The sequence below is a fragment of the Ignavibacteriales bacterium genome (genome assembly GCA_016700155.1).
Classification (GTDB): Bacteria; Bacteroidota; Ignavibacteria; order Ignavibacteriales; family Ignavibacteriaceae.
Window position 1 is genome coordinate 4,568,222 of the sequence record CP065001.1, and the last position, 18,410, is coordinate 4,586,631.

12 protein-coding genes are annotated in these 18,410 nt (G+C 35.8%); 4 read left to right on the forward strand and 8 right to left on the reverse strand.

The window, feature by feature from the left end:
• Positions 1 to 214 precede the first annotated feature (214 nt).
• The 3 genes from IPM56_19305 (at position 215) to IPM56_19315 (ending at position 5,243) form a co-directional block, all read left to right on the forward strand.
• Positions 215 to 2,689 carry a T9SS type A sorting domain-containing protein gene (locus IPM56_19305; GenBank protein ID QQS36356.1) on the forward strand — a complete coding sequence of 825 codons (2,475 nt, stop codon included), beginning with the start codon at positions 215 to 217 and terminating at the stop codon, positions 2,687 to 2,689.
• Between the two features lie 187 nt (positions 2,690 to 2,876).
• Positions 2,877 to 4,847, forward strand: a complete 1,971-nt coding sequence (locus IPM56_19310) for a tetratricopeptide repeat protein (protein QQS36357.1) — start codon at positions 2,877 to 2,879, stop codon at positions 4,845 to 4,847.
• 186 nt (positions 4,848 to 5,033) lie between these two features.
• Positions 5,034 to 5,243 carry a hypothetical protein gene (locus IPM56_19315; protein ID QQS36358.1) on the forward strand — a complete coding sequence of 70 codons (210 nt, stop codon included), beginning with the start codon at positions 5,034 to 5,036 and terminating at the stop codon, positions 5,241 to 5,243.
• Positions 5,244 to 5,262: 19 nt separating this feature from the next.
• Here the strand turns inward: IPM56_19315 and IPM56_19320 are convergent, their stop codons facing one another.
• From IPM56_19320 to IPM56_19355, 8 genes are all read right to left on the reverse strand, one after another.
• A complete protein-coding gene (locus IPM56_19320; GenBank protein ID QQS36359.1) occupies positions 5,263 to 6,198 on the reverse strand; it encodes a tetratricopeptide repeat protein in 936 nt (311 codons plus the stop codon).
• Between the two features lie 49 nt (positions 6,199 to 6,247).
• On the reverse strand, positions 6,248 to 6,625 hold the full coding sequence (locus tag IPM56_19325) for a hypothetical protein (GenBank protein QQS36360.1): 378 nt from the start codon (positions 6,623 to 6,625) through the stop codon (positions 6,248 to 6,250).
• A 170-nt stretch (positions 6,626 to 6,795) separates the two neighbouring features.
• Positions 6,796 to 7,005, reverse strand: coding sequence for a helix-turn-helix domain-containing protein (locus tag IPM56_19330; GenBank protein QQS36361.1), 210 nt, complete (start codon positions 7,003 to 7,005; stop codon positions 6,796 to 6,798).
• A gap of 161 nt (positions 7,006 to 7,166) precedes the next feature.
• The gene (locus tag IPM56_19335; protein ID QQS36362.1) at positions 7,167 to 7,958 is read right to left on the reverse strand and encodes an SDR family oxidoreductase; all 792 of its coding nucleotides are present in this window, start codon (positions 7,956 to 7,958) and stop codon (positions 7,167 to 7,169) included.
• Positions 7,955 to 9,700, reverse strand: a complete 1,746-nt coding sequence (locus IPM56_19340) for an FAD-binding oxidoreductase (GenBank protein ID QQS36363.1) — start codon at positions 9,698 to 9,700, stop codon at positions 7,955 to 7,957. Before IPM56_19340 ends, IPM56_19335 begins: the two co-directional genes overlap by 4 nt.
• Positions 9,700 to 10,440, reverse strand: coding sequence for a 1-acyl-sn-glycerol-3-phosphate acyltransferase (locus IPM56_19345; protein ID QQS36364.1), 741 nt, complete (start codon positions 10,438 to 10,440; stop codon positions 9,700 to 9,702). The genes IPM56_19340 and IPM56_19345 overlap by 1 nt, the downstream gene beginning before the upstream one ends.
• Positions 10,441 to 11,595: a hydroxymethylglutaryl-CoA reductase gene (locus tag IPM56_19350; GenBank protein ID QQS36365.1), complete on the reverse strand. Its 1,155-nt coding sequence runs from the start codon at positions 11,593 to 11,595 to the stop codon at positions 10,441 to 10,443.
• A 222-nt stretch (positions 11,596 to 11,817) separates the two neighbouring features.
• Positions 11,818 to 12,018 carry a hypothetical protein gene (locus IPM56_19355; GenBank protein QQS36366.1) on the reverse strand — a complete coding sequence of 67 codons (201 nt, stop codon included), beginning with the start codon at positions 12,016 to 12,018 and terminating at the stop codon, positions 11,818 to 11,820.
• Between the two features lie 685 nt (positions 12,019 to 12,703).
• On the opposite strand from IPM56_19355, the gene IPM56_19360 reads away from it, so the two are divergent.
• On the forward strand, positions 12,704 to 17,827 hold the full coding sequence (locus IPM56_19360; GenBank protein QQS36367.1) for a hypothetical protein: 5,124 nt from the start codon (positions 12,704 to 12,706) through the stop codon (positions 17,825 to 17,827).
• The last annotated feature ends 583 nt before the right edge of the window (positions 17,828 to 18,410 follow it).

An 18,410-nucleotide genomic window follows, 5' to 3' on the forward strand; every position in this document is an offset into this window, starting at 1 on the left:
AGCATAATCATATCCTGTTCAGTTTAATATTTGTTACTAAGTTGTCCGAACCCGCTGTTTATTTACCGGGATATTTTTAGTAAAAGATATTCAAGTCTAAATAAACCGAATTGTAATTCCTGGTCGGTCAAGTCTTTTTGAAATTGATAAAACATTATAGCGAAATGATTAGCTGTAATACTTATACAATCAATCCACTAAATAGAGGTTAACTATGAAGAAGTCCTTTTTTGTTCTTTCTCTGCTCCTTGCTTTTTCATTCACACTGGCTCAAAGCCAGAAGAATGCTTCATGGAACTTGGCTCCTTACCAGATTTCTACTGAAGACAGAACCTACGTACAGGACAACAACCCGGTTGTTCTTGGTACAAAAGGTGTCACTGATTTAAGATATATATTTACAGATTTCGAAGACCAGGTGTTCCCGCCTACAGGCTGGACATTGGAATTCACAGGTACAGCATACTGGACTTTAGTAACTACATGCAGTGGTTATGGAACGGGTGTTGCCGCAGCAAAATTTAATTTTTACAGCGCTACAACCGGAACAACCCAATCAATGGTCACCAGCGTAATGGCACCTACAGTTACAGGGGATCAACTTGTATTTGATCATGCTTATGCAACCTATACCGGTGGTGAAGATGATCAGCTTCAACTTGAAACTTCAACAGATGGCGGAACAACTTTTACAACTTTGATACTTTTACACGGCGGTAACAGCGGTGAACTGGTAACAGCACCAGGTCAAAGCGGTACATTCACACCAACAGCAGCTCAATGGGCAACCAAAACTTTTGCTCTTCCTGTTGGAACCAATATGGTAAAATTCAAAGCAATCAGTGCTTATGGAAATAACCTTTATCTCGATAACATAAAAATTGGCACAGCTCCGGCTAATGATGTTGGTATGTTCTCACTCGATGTTGCCGGTAATATTTTACCAGGTACAGTTACTCCAATGGCAACAGTTAAAAACTTTGGAAGTGCAGAGCAGACTTTCAACGTAACAATGACAATTGTTCCTGCAGGTTATACTTCCACAAAAACTGTAACCGGACTTGCACCGAATACAACGCAACAAGTTTCATTCGATAACATTGCAGCAGTTGTCGGAACATATACTGTAAAAGCATATACTCAGCTTGCAGGTGATGTTAATGCATTAAACGATACACTTCAAAAAGTTGTTAGTGTTACTGATGCAACATGGATGACCGCAGCAAATATTAATGTTGGTACTTACATGGGCGCCGGTGCAACTTATAAGAATGGTGCTACTGAATTATTATTCTCAGCAGGCGGTAACTCAACAAACAAAACAGAAGCAAACAAATATGATTTTGCAACAAATACATGGGTTGCTATAGCACCACTACCGCAGCCGAGAGTAGTTACAACTTCAGCAGCAACTATGGGTTACTATTTTGTTATCGGCGGTAGTGATGGAGCTTCAACACCGGCATATCAAAACACAACTCTGAAGTATGATATTACTGCAAACACATGGTCTACTGCAGCTACACTGCCCGGTAATGTAGGCTGGTCAGATGCTTATCCATACCAGGATAGTTTAATTTACCTTGTTGGTGGTTATGATGGAACAAACTATCTAACATCAGTTTTATTGTACAATGTTAACACCGATACCTGGAGACCTGCAACATCATTGCCAACAGGTATTTTTGGCGGTGCGATGGCGATATACAACAACACAATCGTTTATGTCGGCGGTGCTACTGCTTCCGGTATTGTTGGAACAACCTATGTCGGAACAATTGATGCTAATGACAGAACCATTATCACCTGGACTTCAGGAGCTGCTTTCCCACTTGGTGCAAGATTCAGATGGGATGCTGCTAAATGGCAGGACGGAATAATCGTTGCAGGCGGAAGCCCTACAACATCCTGGACCGGCTCCACTGATTGTTACGTTTATAAAGTTGCTACAGACACATGGGTTCCGCAGATTAGTAAACCAACTGCTGTTCTTGGTTCCTCTGTTGGTAGTATTCAAACAGAAGTAAATCAATGGAAGCTTGCGGTTGCTACAGGTTATAATGGTACCGCTATTTCAATGTTAACAGAAGTATTTGTTGATAATTCATACATAGTTCCTGTTGAACTTGTATCTTTCAATGCTAACCGCTCAAATGAAAATGTTGTTCTAAGCTGGTTAACAGCAACCGAATTGAATAACAGCGGATTTGAAATTGAAAGAAGATCAGAAACCGAAGACTACACAACCGTAGGATTTGTAAAAGGTTTCGGAACAACTTCACAGGCACAAAGTTATTCCTTTATAGATGTTAATGTAGGTACAGGCAGCTATACTTACAGATTAAAACAAATCGACTTTGACGGTACATTCAGCTACAGTAATGAAGTTAAAATTGATATGGGTATACCAGCTGAATTTGAACTCAGCCAGAACTATCCGAACCCATTCAACCCTTCAACAAAGATCAATTTCAATCTTCCTGTCGAATCGAGAGTAAGCTTTAAAGTATTTGATATTCTTGGTCAGGAAGTATTGTCAATACTGAATCAGAATTTTGTTGCCGGTCCTCACTCAATCACATTTGACGGCAGCTCATTGAACAGCGGTGTTTATTTCTACAGAATAGATGCAGCTGGTGTTAATGGAAGTGAATTCAGTTCAGTTAAGAAAATGATTCTTACCAAATAATTTATTTGGTGAGAAGCAAGAAGAAGAGGAAGGGCGCAGAAATGCGCCCTTTATTATTTTAAATCATTGATCGCTTTACAATTTAAGTTTGGAGAAGATTAATCTTTTTCTATTTCAGATTTGATATTATTTTTGAGCATCAATACAAAATTTTTCTAATTGAACAATAAAATATTCGTGGCTAAGCGTGAGTAAAAAAGAAAAAAAGAAAAATGCACAGAAAAAATCTTCTGCTGTGAAAACAGGGAAGACGGTCGAATTAATCTATTCATTAAAAGCAGGTAAATATCAGAACTACCTGATTTATCTGCCTGTACTTTTAACCATTATAACAGGCATCTACTTTGTCTATGATTCGTTTGACAAAAACGGGTACTTCGGATTTCCATTAGACGACCCGTGGATCCACTTAACATTTGCAAAAAACTTTGTTGATTATGGAAGTTTCTCTTATTTCAAAAATGAAATGGTAACGTCAGGTTCTACATCACCAATTTATACAATTTTGCTTTCGCTTCTTTTTCTTGTTTCAAACAATGAATTCATTATCAGTTATATACCGGGAATTTTGTTCGGGGCTTTGTTTGTCTTTGCATTTATAAAAATCGCGGGGAATGAATTCAATGGATTTCCTCTGCTTGCTTTGGTCACTACACTTTTAGTTGCTCTTCAGCCTAAGCTTAACCTGATAAATGTTTCCGGTATGGAAACTTCAATGTTCCTGTTTTTTATAACCGGAAGTATTTATGCATACAGGTATAAAAAAATTGTTCTGCTCGGAATTATGCTGGGATTAACAATCTGGTGCCGACCTGATGGACTTGTACTATGGATTGCAATTGCTTTCGATTTTTTCCTCCGGCGAAATTATTTTAAAAAAGATGATAATTCCGACAACAAATTTTCAACGGGTGAAATTTCAAAAGCATTTTCAATAGCTTTTATTATGGCGGCTGGTTATTTCATATTTAATTATCTGCTGTCAGGATCATTTCTTCCCAACACATACAAAGCCAAGTTAGAGTATTATCAAAACTCCAGCAGAGCAAATTTTCTTGAGAATGATGTTCTGAAATATTTTACACAATCAGAATTTGTAATTATTTGGGTGCCCTTCCTGGTAGGACTCGTCGCAATTATAAAATCATTTTTTAAGAAGGAGTATAAAACATTATTAGTCTGCCTGATATTTATACTGGGCTTGATTGCTGTTTATTACATAAAGCTTCCATTTGCTCACAGGTTCGGAAGATATTTGATGCCTGTAATTCCTTTCTATATTCTGATAGCATTTTCAGGTGTAAAGATTGTCGTAGATTTTCTTCACACAAAATTATCCGGGGGAAGAAGCCAGCTTTCAAACATGGTGTTTATCCTTTTTCTTATTGCAGGCATTTCAATTACGTTTAATGAGATTTCCACAAACGTTAAGGAATATTCACTTCTGTGCAAGTATCATAATGAAAGACATGTTGCTGCCGGTAAATGGATAGATGCAAACACTGATACGAATGATATAATTGCAACACATGATGTCGGCGCCATCGCATACTACGGCAAAAGAAAATTAGTGGACATGGCTGGGCTTGTAACACCGGAGTTGATCGATCATCTGAATAACAGAATGTATTCGGAATATATGAATGATTACCTAAGCAAGCAGAAAGTAAATTATGTTGTCACATTAAAAAACTGGTTCGAAGTTGTTAATGATAAACCGGTATATGTACCTGTTCATGAATTTGAATTTCTCGAGATATTTAAATACGAGCAGGGCAGGACACATATCCAGCCAAAAGAAGTTTCTCAGATGAACCAGGCAGCTATCCAAATGCTTCAGTCGGGCAATTCAGCAAATGCTGTGCAGTTATTAAATCAATCACTGGCTTTAGATCCAAGATCTTCTCAAACATATTTTCTTTTAGGGGCTTCGTATGAATCACTGCGGAATTATAGCCGGGCAGAGAATAATTTTAATAAAGCACTTGAGAATTATCCTGCTTATACCGAAGCATATTTTGGGTTAGCCCAGAGCAGTTTTAACCAGAAAAAATTCGAAGAAGCGAATTATTATGTAAATAAATGCCTGGGTTTAGATCCTAATTATATGCCCGCAAAACAGCTTCTCGACAGGATAAATCCATTACTCGAGAAATAGTTAAGTGGTTTTTTTTACTCTCCGACTGAATCAATTAGTTACGAATAAACTTATTGAGACATTCCTTCGATAATAAAACAGAAAGTTGAGTATGCCTGATATATACTTTGAATGGCATAATTCATGAGTTATGAAAATACGCTTTTCCTCATCCGGCATAAGATCAAACTAATATTCAGGATTAATATGAACAGACATCTGGCACAAAAAGTTGATGAGATTCAACAGGTAATCAAAAAGATTATCGAACTTGAGTACAAAAATGCTTTAAATCGCGGACTCCTGGATTCCGGCAAAATTGCTGATAAAATATGGGATGTTCTGGTCGATAAGAATGCGATAAGTGTACCGGTTCCTGAATCCGCTTACGGCTGCTACGAAGACACAGACGATTAAAAAGAATTGAACATCCGGTTCACTTTGATTTACTCTTTTGTTTTTCCACGCAATTTTCTGTGATCGCAGAAAAGGCTTCCACGTAACCAAGTTCCGCAGCACGTTTCAGGTCAGCACAACCTTTAGACTTATTTTTATTGCTTAACTCTGCTAACCCTTTTACATAAAATGCCTGACCATTTTTCGGGTTAAGTTTTATCATCATTTCATAATCCCTGATTGCACCATCAAAATCTTCGATCATAAATTTTGCTTCCCCGCGCATAAAATAATATTGCTCAGTTGAATCATCTAAATTTATTGCAGATGAAAAATCGTCTATTGCGCCTTCATAGTCCCCGATTATTCCTTTATCAGTCCCTCTGGAGATATAAGCGTTTATATTATCCGGATCAATTTCAATCGCAGTTGTAAAATCATCAATTGCGCCCAGAGGGTCCTCCATCAGTCCGCGCACATTTCCCCGGTTTACAAATCCACGTGCGTCATCCGGTTTCAGCATAATAAATTTGTCATAGTCTCCTATAGACGCCTGATAATTATTATTATAGCTGTAGAGATAAGCCCTTGCAAAGTATGCTTCGGCAAATTGTGCATTCAGACCTATGCATGTATTTAAATCGCGAAGTGCTTCTGAAAACTTTTGAAGTTCAAGATAACATAAAGAACGGTTGAAATATGCCTCAGCAAAATTTGGTTGAACTTCAATTGCTTTAGTGTAGTTGTTTATTGATTCGGGTGTTTGCCCCGTCTTGTACAAAGCAATAGCTTTATTAAAATATATTTTTGAATCAGGTTCATCCGCCAGAGCCTGGTCAAACAATTCGATTGCTTTGAAGTAGTTTCCGCGATTCAGATAATCCATTCCTTCAGTGAACAGATCTTTTTGTATTGTGCTGCATGAAAATAAAATCGGAAGAAAAAAAATTGTGGTGAACCGGAAAAAATTATTCACAATATATCCGGTTCGATGAAAAGTAATGAGATCGGAAAGCATCCGTAGATTATTTGTTTAGGTATTCAAGATAAGCTGCAAGCAGTTTGCGGATTATTGCTGTATCGGCAGTAAGCCAGATCAGTTTTTCTTCTTTTGAAAAAACGAAATGTGACTGGCTGTAACCAAGACATTTGAAAATTTTTAACCCGTCATAATAAAAAACACCACTATTGGTAAATTCGGTTTGTCCCTTTGCAATTTTATCAGTCATACGTTTTTCTTCAGCTTGTGCCTGGTATTTGTCATCAAAGTAAGATACATATATCGTGGCTCCGCCTTCACTTCCGGAATAAAAACCAATTTCGTTTTTTGCTGAAGTTACATCACCGGCGTGCATACGGTTGAGAAAATCTTTCGCTTCTTTACCGGAAAGTTTTTTATCCATAGATAAAGAACTAAAATCCTGCGGTATCGGATCTTTCTGTTTTGAACATGCGCTGAACAGTACTGAAACAACCAATACTGTAAATATATTTCTAAAGTAGAAAACGGATTTGTGACTGTTTTCCGCCAAGTTATTACCTTTTTATTATTGAACAAACTTAAAGAATGAAACTAAAAATCGAGTCGGGTTTGATTTATCTTTTTAATTTTCTTTTTGGTTTTATGTTCTTTCAAAAAATCTCCGAAAGCTTCCTGTGAAATAACATAAATTTTTCCAACCTGTTCCGCTTTCAGTTTGCCCGATTTAATATAGTAAAGAACGGTTGAACGGCTTAGCTTTAAGAGTTTTGATACTTCGAGAACACTAAAAAATTCTTTCATTCTTTTAACCAGAAAAGAATCAGGATAATTTTTAAGATTTTAAATCGTGCTGCATTGGTAAATCGCAATTCGTAATACTAATGCAGCACTAATTAGATTCTCATCTCCGTGCTTAAACTAAAGAATATAGCTTGCACATGCAACAGTTCAGTGGTTCCCGTTTATTGCGAATGTACTTTTGATCTGATTATTTTTTCAGCAAGCGGCTGATAAATATTATAAAGCCAGATCAGTAATTTCAGTTTGAATGGGATAATTAACTCACGCTTTTTCTTTACTGCTGCATACAGAATTTTTTTGCTGCACTCTTCCACTGTGATTGACTCGCTCGTGTGTGATTTTTTTTGATCACCTATTGAACTGCCTTTTGAATCAAGCGCGTTTTGTCTCAGGTTTGTACCGCTTATCCAATGGGGGAGAACACTCAAAAAATTAATATCGTGGTATTCAAATCTAAGTGAGTTTATCAATCCCTGTAAAGCATGTTTTGAAGCAGAATAGAAAGTATGAAATGGGACTCCGATTTTCCCTTGTAAAGAAGATATAACGATCACCATCCCGGCAGTTTCATGTAACTGTTTCGAGAATGCTTTTATACAATTTACCGTTCCCCAAAAATTTACATCAAACATTTTTCTGTATTGATCAGTATCATCAATTTCATCAAATGAAGTCCACATACTTACACCGGCGTTTAGTACAATTATATCAGCTTTCGCGTACTTAGCTTTAACATATTCTGCAAGATTGATGCAATCTGTTTTTTTAGAAACATCTCCAACTATCATTGATGAATGCTGGGAATTACAAAGTTCAAATGTTTTTTTTAATTCTGTTTCATCACGTGAAAATAAAATTACTGAAGATCCTTCATTTGCAAAATCAATTGATAGCTGCCTACCCAATCCGGATGAAGCTCCGGTAATTACAACAACTTTTTTTTCAAACTTCAACTTAATCCCTTATCAAAATTTGCGATGTCTTCGGATTTTAGACCCCACTCAGTAATACTCTGATCAACCGGAATTACTTTCCCAGGGTTCATAATGCCTTCAGGATCAAGCCCTTTTTTTAATGCCTTCAACACATCAACACCTGTTTTGGAAATATCATCCTCCAACCAGGGCAAATGTTCAAATCCAACTGCATGATGATGGGATAGAGTGGCTCCGCCTTTTATAAATGCATCCTCGGCAGCTTTTTTTATATAGAGATATTGTTCAATCTCTTTACCCGGAATTTGAGTACATCCAAAAGTGAAATAGAGGCTTGCACCGGTGTGATAAGTATGACTTATATGACATCCCAGAAATGGTTTCTTTCCTGTTTTCTTAATTGCTGTTTCAAGTGCTGTGTAGGTTGAATAGTAGAGAGGAAGAAGATTACTCCATACAGTTGCTGTTTCACTTACATCAGCCATAATATTCCGGTCCATCACAAAGTCACGCAGATATGGAAAATCGTATTTACCTTTTTCAAATGCTTTACCAGGATCGGTACCAAGATTTACTGCACCATACTTTTTATAAATTGATTTCACTTTTTGTTTAACGGAATGGAATTGTTCATCATCTCCTTCAAATACATTCAGCATAAGACAGCATTTTTCCAGATCAAATCCTTTAACATTTTTTAGATATGATTTAACCAAATTTCCCAGGTGATGTTTTAGCGCACTTGATTTGGTTTTATATGCTAATGATAGTGCTGTTTTATCGGGGTCATTCAGTCTGGTTACAACAGGCATACAATTTTTTTCAACACATTCATAAACTGCTTTTATCCCGCTTTCAAAGTCGGGGAATAAAAATCCGTAAGCCGCCCTGTTTTTGGGTAAGCGATGTACCTGCATGGATGCTTCAGTTATTACGCCAAGAATACCTTCACTCCCGATACAAATGTGTTTTATGTCAATTCCATTTGATGATTTGGGAACAGTCCTTGTGGCTATCGTTCCATTAGGTGTAACCATTCTCAGTGAGATTACCATGTCTTCTATCTTTCCGTAGATATCACTTTGCATCCCTGCTGATCGGGTTGCAACCCATCCCCCCAAGGTTGAATATTCAAAAGAATCAGGAAAGTGACCAAGTGTGAATCCTTCTTTTTGGAGTTGTTCCTCCATATACGGACCTAAAGCACCAGCCTGAATTTTTGCAACGCATGATTCTTTATCAATACTAAGTACTTTATCCATACGTTTAAGATCGAGTGAAACAACGCACGCATCCTGTTGTTTCAGGACTTCAAGAGAACCGGCGATATTACTTCCACCCCCGAAGGGGATAATTTTCACACCAGTCTCATTTGCAAGTGTTATTATTTCACAAATCTGAGTTTCATTATCAGGATATAATATTATATCGGGTGCACCTTTAACAATTCCATGCCTGATTCTCCAGAGATCCCTGAAACTTTTTCCGTAACAGTGGATAAGTCTGTCCAACTTATCCAGATTTATCTGATCAGCATTCAAAATATTTTTTACTGAGTTTAGAAATGTTTCATTGATAATTTGATGAGGAAGATTTATTTGCTCAAATGGAACGGGAGGTGTATACACGACTTTATTATCGTTTTCAATTCCGACTACTTTTTTTATATAAGGCCACAGATCGGGTTTGCTGTCAATATCAAAGTCAATTTGTTCATCACCCCATCCCCACCACTTCATTTGTTTGGTGTTATTGTTCATTACTTTTTTAACTCCATAAGTTCATGCACTTTACTTTCAAGTACTTCTGTTATTTTACGATAAGCAGTAAAGTGCTGTCCGTTTATTAATTCTGTTTCTGATAAAAATTTCTCGGGATAAATTGGTTTGCCTATCCACACATTTAGCGATGTAGGTTTCATAAACTTTTTCCCTTTTGGCCAGGCTGTAAAAGAACCGCTGATATAAGCCGGGACAATCGGGACACCAAGTTCAGCAGAAATCATTGCCGGACCTTTTTTAAACTTCTGCATCTTCCCGGTTTTAGAGCGAGTACCTTCCGGATAAATAATTAATCCGCTTTTGTTATCCTTTAAAAACTCCTTACACGCAGCAAGGTATTCAATCATTGATTGCTTGTCGGCATCCCTGTCAATTGGTATAAGGTTCATAAGAAGACTCAAAAAATATTTCCGGTTTTTGTTATCGAAGAAATAATCTTTCGCTGCCATCATCGCAAATTTTATGAACGGTTTACCGGCGGCAAGCATTAGTATACCGCTATCCATATGGCTGTTGTGGTTGCTGCAAAATATAAATGAAGATGAAGGAATGTTTTCTTTACCATGAACTTTTAACGGGCAATAAACTGAGAACAAAACGTTGCAGTAAATCTCGAATATTTTCTTTATTACTCTGCTTAGTAATGAATGCGGTTTTGTAAGATAGGAATATTCAGGTCCGAGTTTTAGCTCTTCCAGTTCCTCGCGGATTGTTTTCAATCACTTTCTCCCGTATTTCGCATGTGCCTGAGCGAATTCATCAGTCACAATAGCACCGCCGAGAGATAACTCAAGAGCCAATGCAGAAGCACAAACTATTTCAGCAAACTTTTTAGATGAATTTTTTCCTATACAGCCGAGCATCTGGAGATTTTTATTCTGTTGTTTCAATCTTGTTCCGCCGCCAACTGTACCAACACTTATTGAAGGCATAGTTAGTGTCGCATATAGATCAGTTTCATTGCGGACTTCATATGTCATTACAGCAACGGAATTTTCGGCAACACAGGCAACATCCTGACCGGTTGCAAGATAAATTGCTGCAAGCGCGTTTGCGACGTGCATATTCATTCCCACTACACCAGCCATTTGAGCGCCGTGGGTACATTTTGTCCATCCTTCAACATACTCCTTGGCAGTTGTGCGCATAACTCGTTTTAAATAATTTCCTCTAATCAACGCACTTCCAATTACGTAATGACTTCTGCCAAGCAGAAGAGTTTTTGTTGCCGGATTTTTATCCCCATTAAAATTACTTTCGATAAAGTATCTGTAATTGTTCGTGCTTTTAAAATTATCTTTTATAAACCTGCATGCTTCGTATGCCGCAATCGTTACCATATTTTGCCCGGCAGCTTCGGCGGTATAAAAAATGAAATCCAGGATTACACTGTTCTGTGTTGGGTACGGATCAATACGCAATAATTTTCCGTGCTTTGTTGATGATTCAGCAACCTTTTTTATTTTGTCAAAATTTTCTTTTATCCAGATGATGAACGGCAGTGTTTCATTAACATCCTCGAATATAAAAATTGGACTTCTGGAAATTTCCTGTTTGATATGAGTTGTTTTTATTCCGCCGCTGAGATGAGTGAGGTAAAGTCCGCGGGTCATTGAAAGTGAAAGAGAACCTTCTAGTGTGCACAGAGGGATAAAGAATTCGCCTTTTGCATAAGTCCCTGAAATAAGCAATGGTCCGGCAACAGCCATTGGTATACTTATGAACCCTGTGTGGTTTTCAATTATGCCTTTTAAATCTTCTGGTTCATTCGGCCCAGTATCATTCAGATGAATTCCTGTTCTTTCCTCAAGCCATTTTTTTCTGCGTTCAGTATCTGATTTTTTGTATCCTCTGGGAGGCGTTACAGAAGGCATATTTAACCTTTGCGATTATTTAGTTTTTAATCAACGAACCGTTCGATTCAGTTAACAGCAAATATAATCAACCACAATAACTTAATGTATAAGCCGTGACAAATTTCTTATCTAAGATATTAATGTGCAACTGTATTTTTTATTAAAAGCGGATTGGGGGAAGGTCATATCCGGGTGCGGATCGTAAATACCTTAATAGATGCCCGGGATTATTCAGATCAATTAATATTTTAATTCAGGTTTGCTTTCAACTGCAAGTAGTTCAATTATTCTTTCACGGTCAATTTGATTTGCTACTGCCTGCAGATCATCATGATTTTTTTGAAATATCAACTCACCTGAAGAATTGTACTTTTTCTGAATGATGCTTGACAGGTTGTAAATTTCGTAAAAACCATCAAGTCCTGTAAAATGTATCGGCATTACTAAACCCTCAATTAGTTATGATAATAGTATAGTTTTCCAATATTTGTGCCTTAAAAAATCTGCTTATAAACAACAATATGAGTAAAAAATACTATCCGGGCTGTTCTATTTTTCGACAGTGTTTAGAAATAGAATAGTTGAATTCCGGTATAAAGTGTCCGGATAAAATATCACTATGTTAGTTTTAAGCCGGGCAAATTTAATTATTTATTTCAAAAAAAAACCAGTGTTAAAATTTTTTTATTCAGGAATATTTTTTCATGAATAGCTGTGCCGGTTTTGTATCATGATAAAACTAATTTTTATAGTAGAACACTTTGAACTACACTGAAGTGATAAAAGAACAATAACTCTTGATATTTACTCATGAAATTGCGGCATATCAATTGAATATATTCGGCTTTAATAAAAAGTTAATCTATATGAAAAAGAAAATATTCATTCCACTGTTAATCGGTTTACTAGGAACGCTTTTGTTTACCGGCTTAATGATGGCTATGAAAATTACAATTGAGTTTTAAGTTCGTTCAAAATAGTTTAGTGCATATTTGAGGGTGTAATCCCGCCATTACCGGCGGGATTTTTTATTGGACAAAAGAATTTTTTTTAGTTTGCGAATTAGGGATAATCTGCTTTTATTTTAGAAGAAAAATATTTTATTTCTAAAGAAACGGGGTTACAAATGAAAACTTTTTTTCTAAGGGTAGCTATATTTTTAACTATTAGTCATTCCGCTTTACTGCCTCAAGTTGAATTTTTTGAATCCCAGTCTTTTTTCTATCTCTCTTCAAAGAACTACTTTTTCCCAGATGAAGAAATCAGTATAAATCTATGGGGAACTGCAAAATCTACCCGAAACTATACTTTTAGTTTAGCAAAAATTGAGCAGCCAGATAGTTTTTATATAAATCAGTTTCCACAATACTACTATTCACCCTTCGATTACAGATTAAAATTAAAACCCGAACTAATTAATATTGTTAAATCATGGAAGGATGAAATAACATTTGCCGGTGATGAGAATGATTCGATTGCTGCTGAAATTAAAATTGGCAAGATTGATAGACCAGGGTTATATCTTGTTCAGGTGTCAACAAAAACAAAATCTGCATATATAAGCTTCTTCGTTACTAAGTATGGGATTACAATTAAAGCCGTAGGTACAAAATATTTATGCTTCGTTTCTGATTTGAAAACAGGAGAGTTTGTAAAAAACTGTAATCTGGATTTTTTCTTTAAGGATAAATTTATATATCGTAAAAATACCGGAGCAAATGCGATAATTCTTGAATCATTTCCTGATAGCCTATATCAATATTTAGATTATAAAGAAATGTTCATCTCCGGAAAAGTTGATAAAAATTATTTTGTCTGTCGTCCCATTCTTGAGTATAGAAATTACAAGTTGAGTGTACCTCAAATTTTTTCAATAAAAGATAAAGATCACTATGAACCAGGGGATAGTTTGCATTATTCAGCAATATTTAGGGAAACAAAACCCGAAGGGGTTATCATTCCGTCGAGTAATAGAGTCTATAAAGATGGTGATTACTATGAGTGGGATCCTGAATTAAACATGCGGCAATTGAATGATTATGGTATTCTTAACCAGTCATTTCTGGTGCAAAAGTCTGCATATTCATCTTCCCATCATATTAATTGGCAAACAGACAATGAGCAAACGATTTGGGATGATAACCCGTTTACAATTATTTCAGATGCTAATCCAAAGGAAAGCCTTAACCTTTTTTTAGATAAAAAAACTTATACAAAAGGTGAGTGGATCAGAGCTAAAGTTAAATATATAAATCCGAATCCGGGTACTGGTATCATACCAAATAAAGTAAGGATCGGAATACTGCGGACACAATATAATTTACCCTGGTGGGTTGATGATGAGTTCTCAGAATTATTGAGGGTAGAATATGGCAAAGAATATTTGGCCGGCTATTTTAATTATTCACGCGACTCAATTTTTGGAACTCTGGATAAAAACGGTGAGTTCAGTTTTGAATATTTACCTGATAGTATTTATGATGATTACATCTTTGAAATATACGCACAGCTATTAGATAGAAAGCAATTTTCGCCCGGAGCTGTTGAAAAGATTATAGTTGCAAGGGGAACAGCTTTAGCAGTGCTGTATCCCGAAAAGAATATTTATCGCATAGGCGAGCAAATAAAACTTAATATCAAAGTTAAATCACTTGATCAAAAAAAATATTCCTATAATTACAAACTTACCATCAAATCGTTAAAAGATTCTGCGGATTATTGGATTGAGGATAAATCTGTTTTCTCGTCTGAAGGTGTGACGGACACTAATGGAAAGGCATCTATCATATTTAATCCCAAAGATCCGGAATGTTTACGATATGCAATCTCAGTGATAGTCCCTGATTCAGAAGGGAATAAAATCACTGAGACGATTGAAGTTCCTCTTCAATCATCTGTTAAGCCTAATCCGGTTGGGTATCCATCTATCTTCACTGACAGAGAAGTTTATTTGCCAGGAGATACAATGAATCTTTGGATTGATTTTCCAGGAGAAAACTATTTGTTGACTTTTGAGCGGGGAATTATTCTATATCAAAAAAAAATAGTTAATGCTAAAGTCAGACAATATTTCAGTATGGTTCTTGATACGCTCTTCACACCGGATTTTATGATTAATGTTTACGGGACCTCTGGAGGGAAATACTTCTTTGAAGAAAAAGTGATTCGGGTACTGTCAACACACAAGTTTTTGAAATTAGATTTAAATACTGACCGTAATGAATATAAACAAGGCGATGTTGTTAACACTTCTGTAAGGGTGACTGATTTGGAGGGACGTCCAATCAATGAGGCTGACGTAACCGTGGTAGTTAAAACCAAACCGAATAAAGATCTGGTTGATTATGGCAAACGCTCGATTTATGAAATATTTTATTCCGGGTTTGCGCCCTGGTATTATCGGACAAAAATAAATACAGGTATTGATTCAACAATTGTTTTTAAAAGCTCCGCAAAATTAAAGTCCTATGATGATTTATACCTTGGCAGAAAAAAAGATTTTAAACACAACAATAAGTACAAGGTTTATTATAAAATAATAAATAAAGACTTAGATAATCAGAGTAATACTGGTTATCATCCACGGGTTAAATTAAATGGAAATAGCGGCGAGATTTATATTCCTCTTTTTTTGCATTCTCTGCTAAATGGATATGAAATCGAATCATTCAAAATGGTGCCGGAAGGCTATTATCATCTCTACGTATGGGATTGGGACATCTACAATTTAATGGATAAAAAAGAACGTGACATTTGGGACAATTTGCGTTCGTATTATTTAAATTTTTTAGTTGGCACTTATTACATACAATCTGATACAACAATTACAATCAACTATGACCATAAATCTGATTGGATGCTTATTAATACTAAAGAAAATGAGGAAGATAGAACGATCTATAGAACATCGGGTGATTACAAGTATGCATTCAGACGGGATAATATATTTGATACTTGGACAGGAATATTTAAGGACGCTAATCCTATTGGGAAACAATTCACTGCGTACTGGAAAACCAATCTTAGAACGGATGAAAATGGGGTTGTCAAATTCAATTTTACGATTCCTGCGAGAGAAGTTGGATCACTTGGAGTTGTGGATATCAACTATAGTATTCCTGTTCAAAAACAAGAGTGGTTTATTGATGCCTATGCTGTTACAAGGGAGTCTCAGGTTGGAGAAAAAAGAATTCCATTAAAAATGGAGTACCCTATTTTAATCAAGAATGATCACCCGACTTTTATGCGGGGCGGTGATAAATCAATTATAAGGACTTACATAAAAAACAATACTCAAACAATTCTTAATGCAAATATTAACATAAAAATTACAGGTGCTGTGCCGCTCACTTGTAAAATAGTACAGAACAGTGATAGTTATGAATTTAATTATAAACAAGAGGAATATAGCACGATCACTATTCAGCCAGAACAAGAAATGTTTTTGGAATGGAATATTCTCGCTGATAAAAAAAGTAAGGTTGTTAATTATATCATATCAATGAAAAACCCCGTGCAATTTATAAGCTCCTGTGATAGTATAATATTAATAAATGAAGAACCTTTGAGAGAATTAATTTATTCGGATGTGACGAATGAGAATAGTTATAATAACTCTTATGAAATTGATCTTAGTGGCATCCCGAATGACTCAGACCTGAAGGTTAACCTGATGGTTATGTCGTCTATGCCTGCCACCGTAAATTTGTTGCGTCACAGACTTAATTCTTCAAGGCTTGTAAATAATATTGATTTTGCTTCGAGGCTCCTGACCGATAGTTCCTATAAACAGCTAAATGCGATTCTCAATAAGTATTATCCGCAAAGCAAATGGAATTTTGACTCAACGATTTTATACAATCGTTACGAATCCGGTTATGCACTTCAAAATCAAAATGTATGTGGCTGGTTCAATACACTTTCAGATGATCCCTACACCACTGCATTTATAGTTTATGTGAACAGCCAGAAAAACCCGAAAGATTATGCCCACAATGTTTTTAACTTGGTAAAGCGATATAATAATCTTGAGGAATTTTATTTTAAGCAGAAGGATAACAAAAAATTTGATTTTGCTTTTTTGAAATTTTCATTATATCAATACTATACCAGTCATAAGCAAGATTTTTCTACAGTAAGATATACTTTCAAAGACACAAATTTATTAGATCTTCGTGAGGAAATTTCCAGGTCGCTCGAATTGAAAGATATAGAGATTCAGGGGGAAGGATTCAAACACATTCTTAACAACTTGGTTGAGTGGTATCATGACAGCACTTCCAATATTTCTACTTATCAAATCCATCTTTTGATGGATACATTATTAGTATCCTCGGAGAATCTTTCAGAGATTAATAAAACGAATCCATTTAAAGGCAGCAGGATGATGTTGACATATCTACTTTTAAAGCTTAGGAGTTTGTACAGATATGATGATAACAAAACCCAGAAGATTTTATATAATTTTATAAAGGATGTAGATAAAAATTATAATAATATTCCTTTGTACAATTCGCTTCTTGTTTCTGCAATAAGGAATTATTTAAGCTACCATTCTTTGGAATTCCCATCATACCAGGTTTCATTCAAAGCAAATGATGAAATCATTTTTAAGGGGACTTATAGTTCTGCCTCTAACTTTGAATACCCGGTTTCGGTTTCGATTCCTTATGAATTAATTAAAAGTCACTTTGGTGATAAGTTAAATATTCAAATTACCAAACAAGGGGAAGGGTATTTGCATTATAACATTGTGACAACCACAAATAGTATTACTACTGAAGCTAAATCTGTAGATGGAATTCAGATCGAGAAAAAATACACTAAAATAATCTCTGAACAGCAAGATGCAGATATTGCCTATAGAACTGAAACAGATTTTTCAGAATTGAATATTGGAGATTACATCTTGGTTGAAACAACAATTTATCTTCCTCAGGGAGACCATTCCTATCTCGTTGTGGAAGAATCATTACCCGCAGGTTTTTCTATCGTTTTTGATAAAGAACCAGTTTTAAATGGTTTGAATCTTTTTTCTGAAAATAGCAGAGAGGTAAATCATATGGAATACACATCCGATAAATTAAAATTGTATTACCCATCGGTTTCGTCTAAGATTAATGTAAAATATCTGCTTAGAGCAGAAGCTCCCGGATCAGTTAGATTTCCTGGTACTAAAGTCTACTTTGAATACAAACCATTTTTGCAAGCATATTCTGATGAGAGTATGTTCATTATAAAAAGTAAATGACGAGAGTTTATGTGATGTTGTGTTGAACGCTCCGTCAGATAAAGACGTCGATACGCCTATATCAACCTGTTGGTAGCCAGCACTTACCAATTTTTCAGTTATGAATAAAACATAACCGGTATCAACGAAAATTATTCGCTGCAAATCAATGCTTCAAAATTAACATCGATTACCAATCCAATTAATCCACATTTTGCATTTAGTAACGAGCTTCCGATATTGTTTCAGGTCATATCATATATAGCAGTAAATGTTATGGAACTACTTTCGACTAAGAATTAATCCATTGTCCAATATTTCAACAGAATTTTTGCATAGCGTTTTTAATATCACTGCGGGTTGAATATAACTTCATATTAATGTAGGTTTGTGTAGCACAAAACGGCGGGCTTTATAAAGTTCCTTTCCGCCCGCAATCTGAGTAAAACATTTTACATCTGTACTGTTCAGTAAAATAATCTAATCTAATACGCTTTAGGGGTTGTGAAACAGACTATCTATACAACGGATTTTTCCGGTGTGGGTTGTTATGCTTTTAAAATAATTAATTCGTATCACAATAAGGAGTCAGTTATGTACAGTT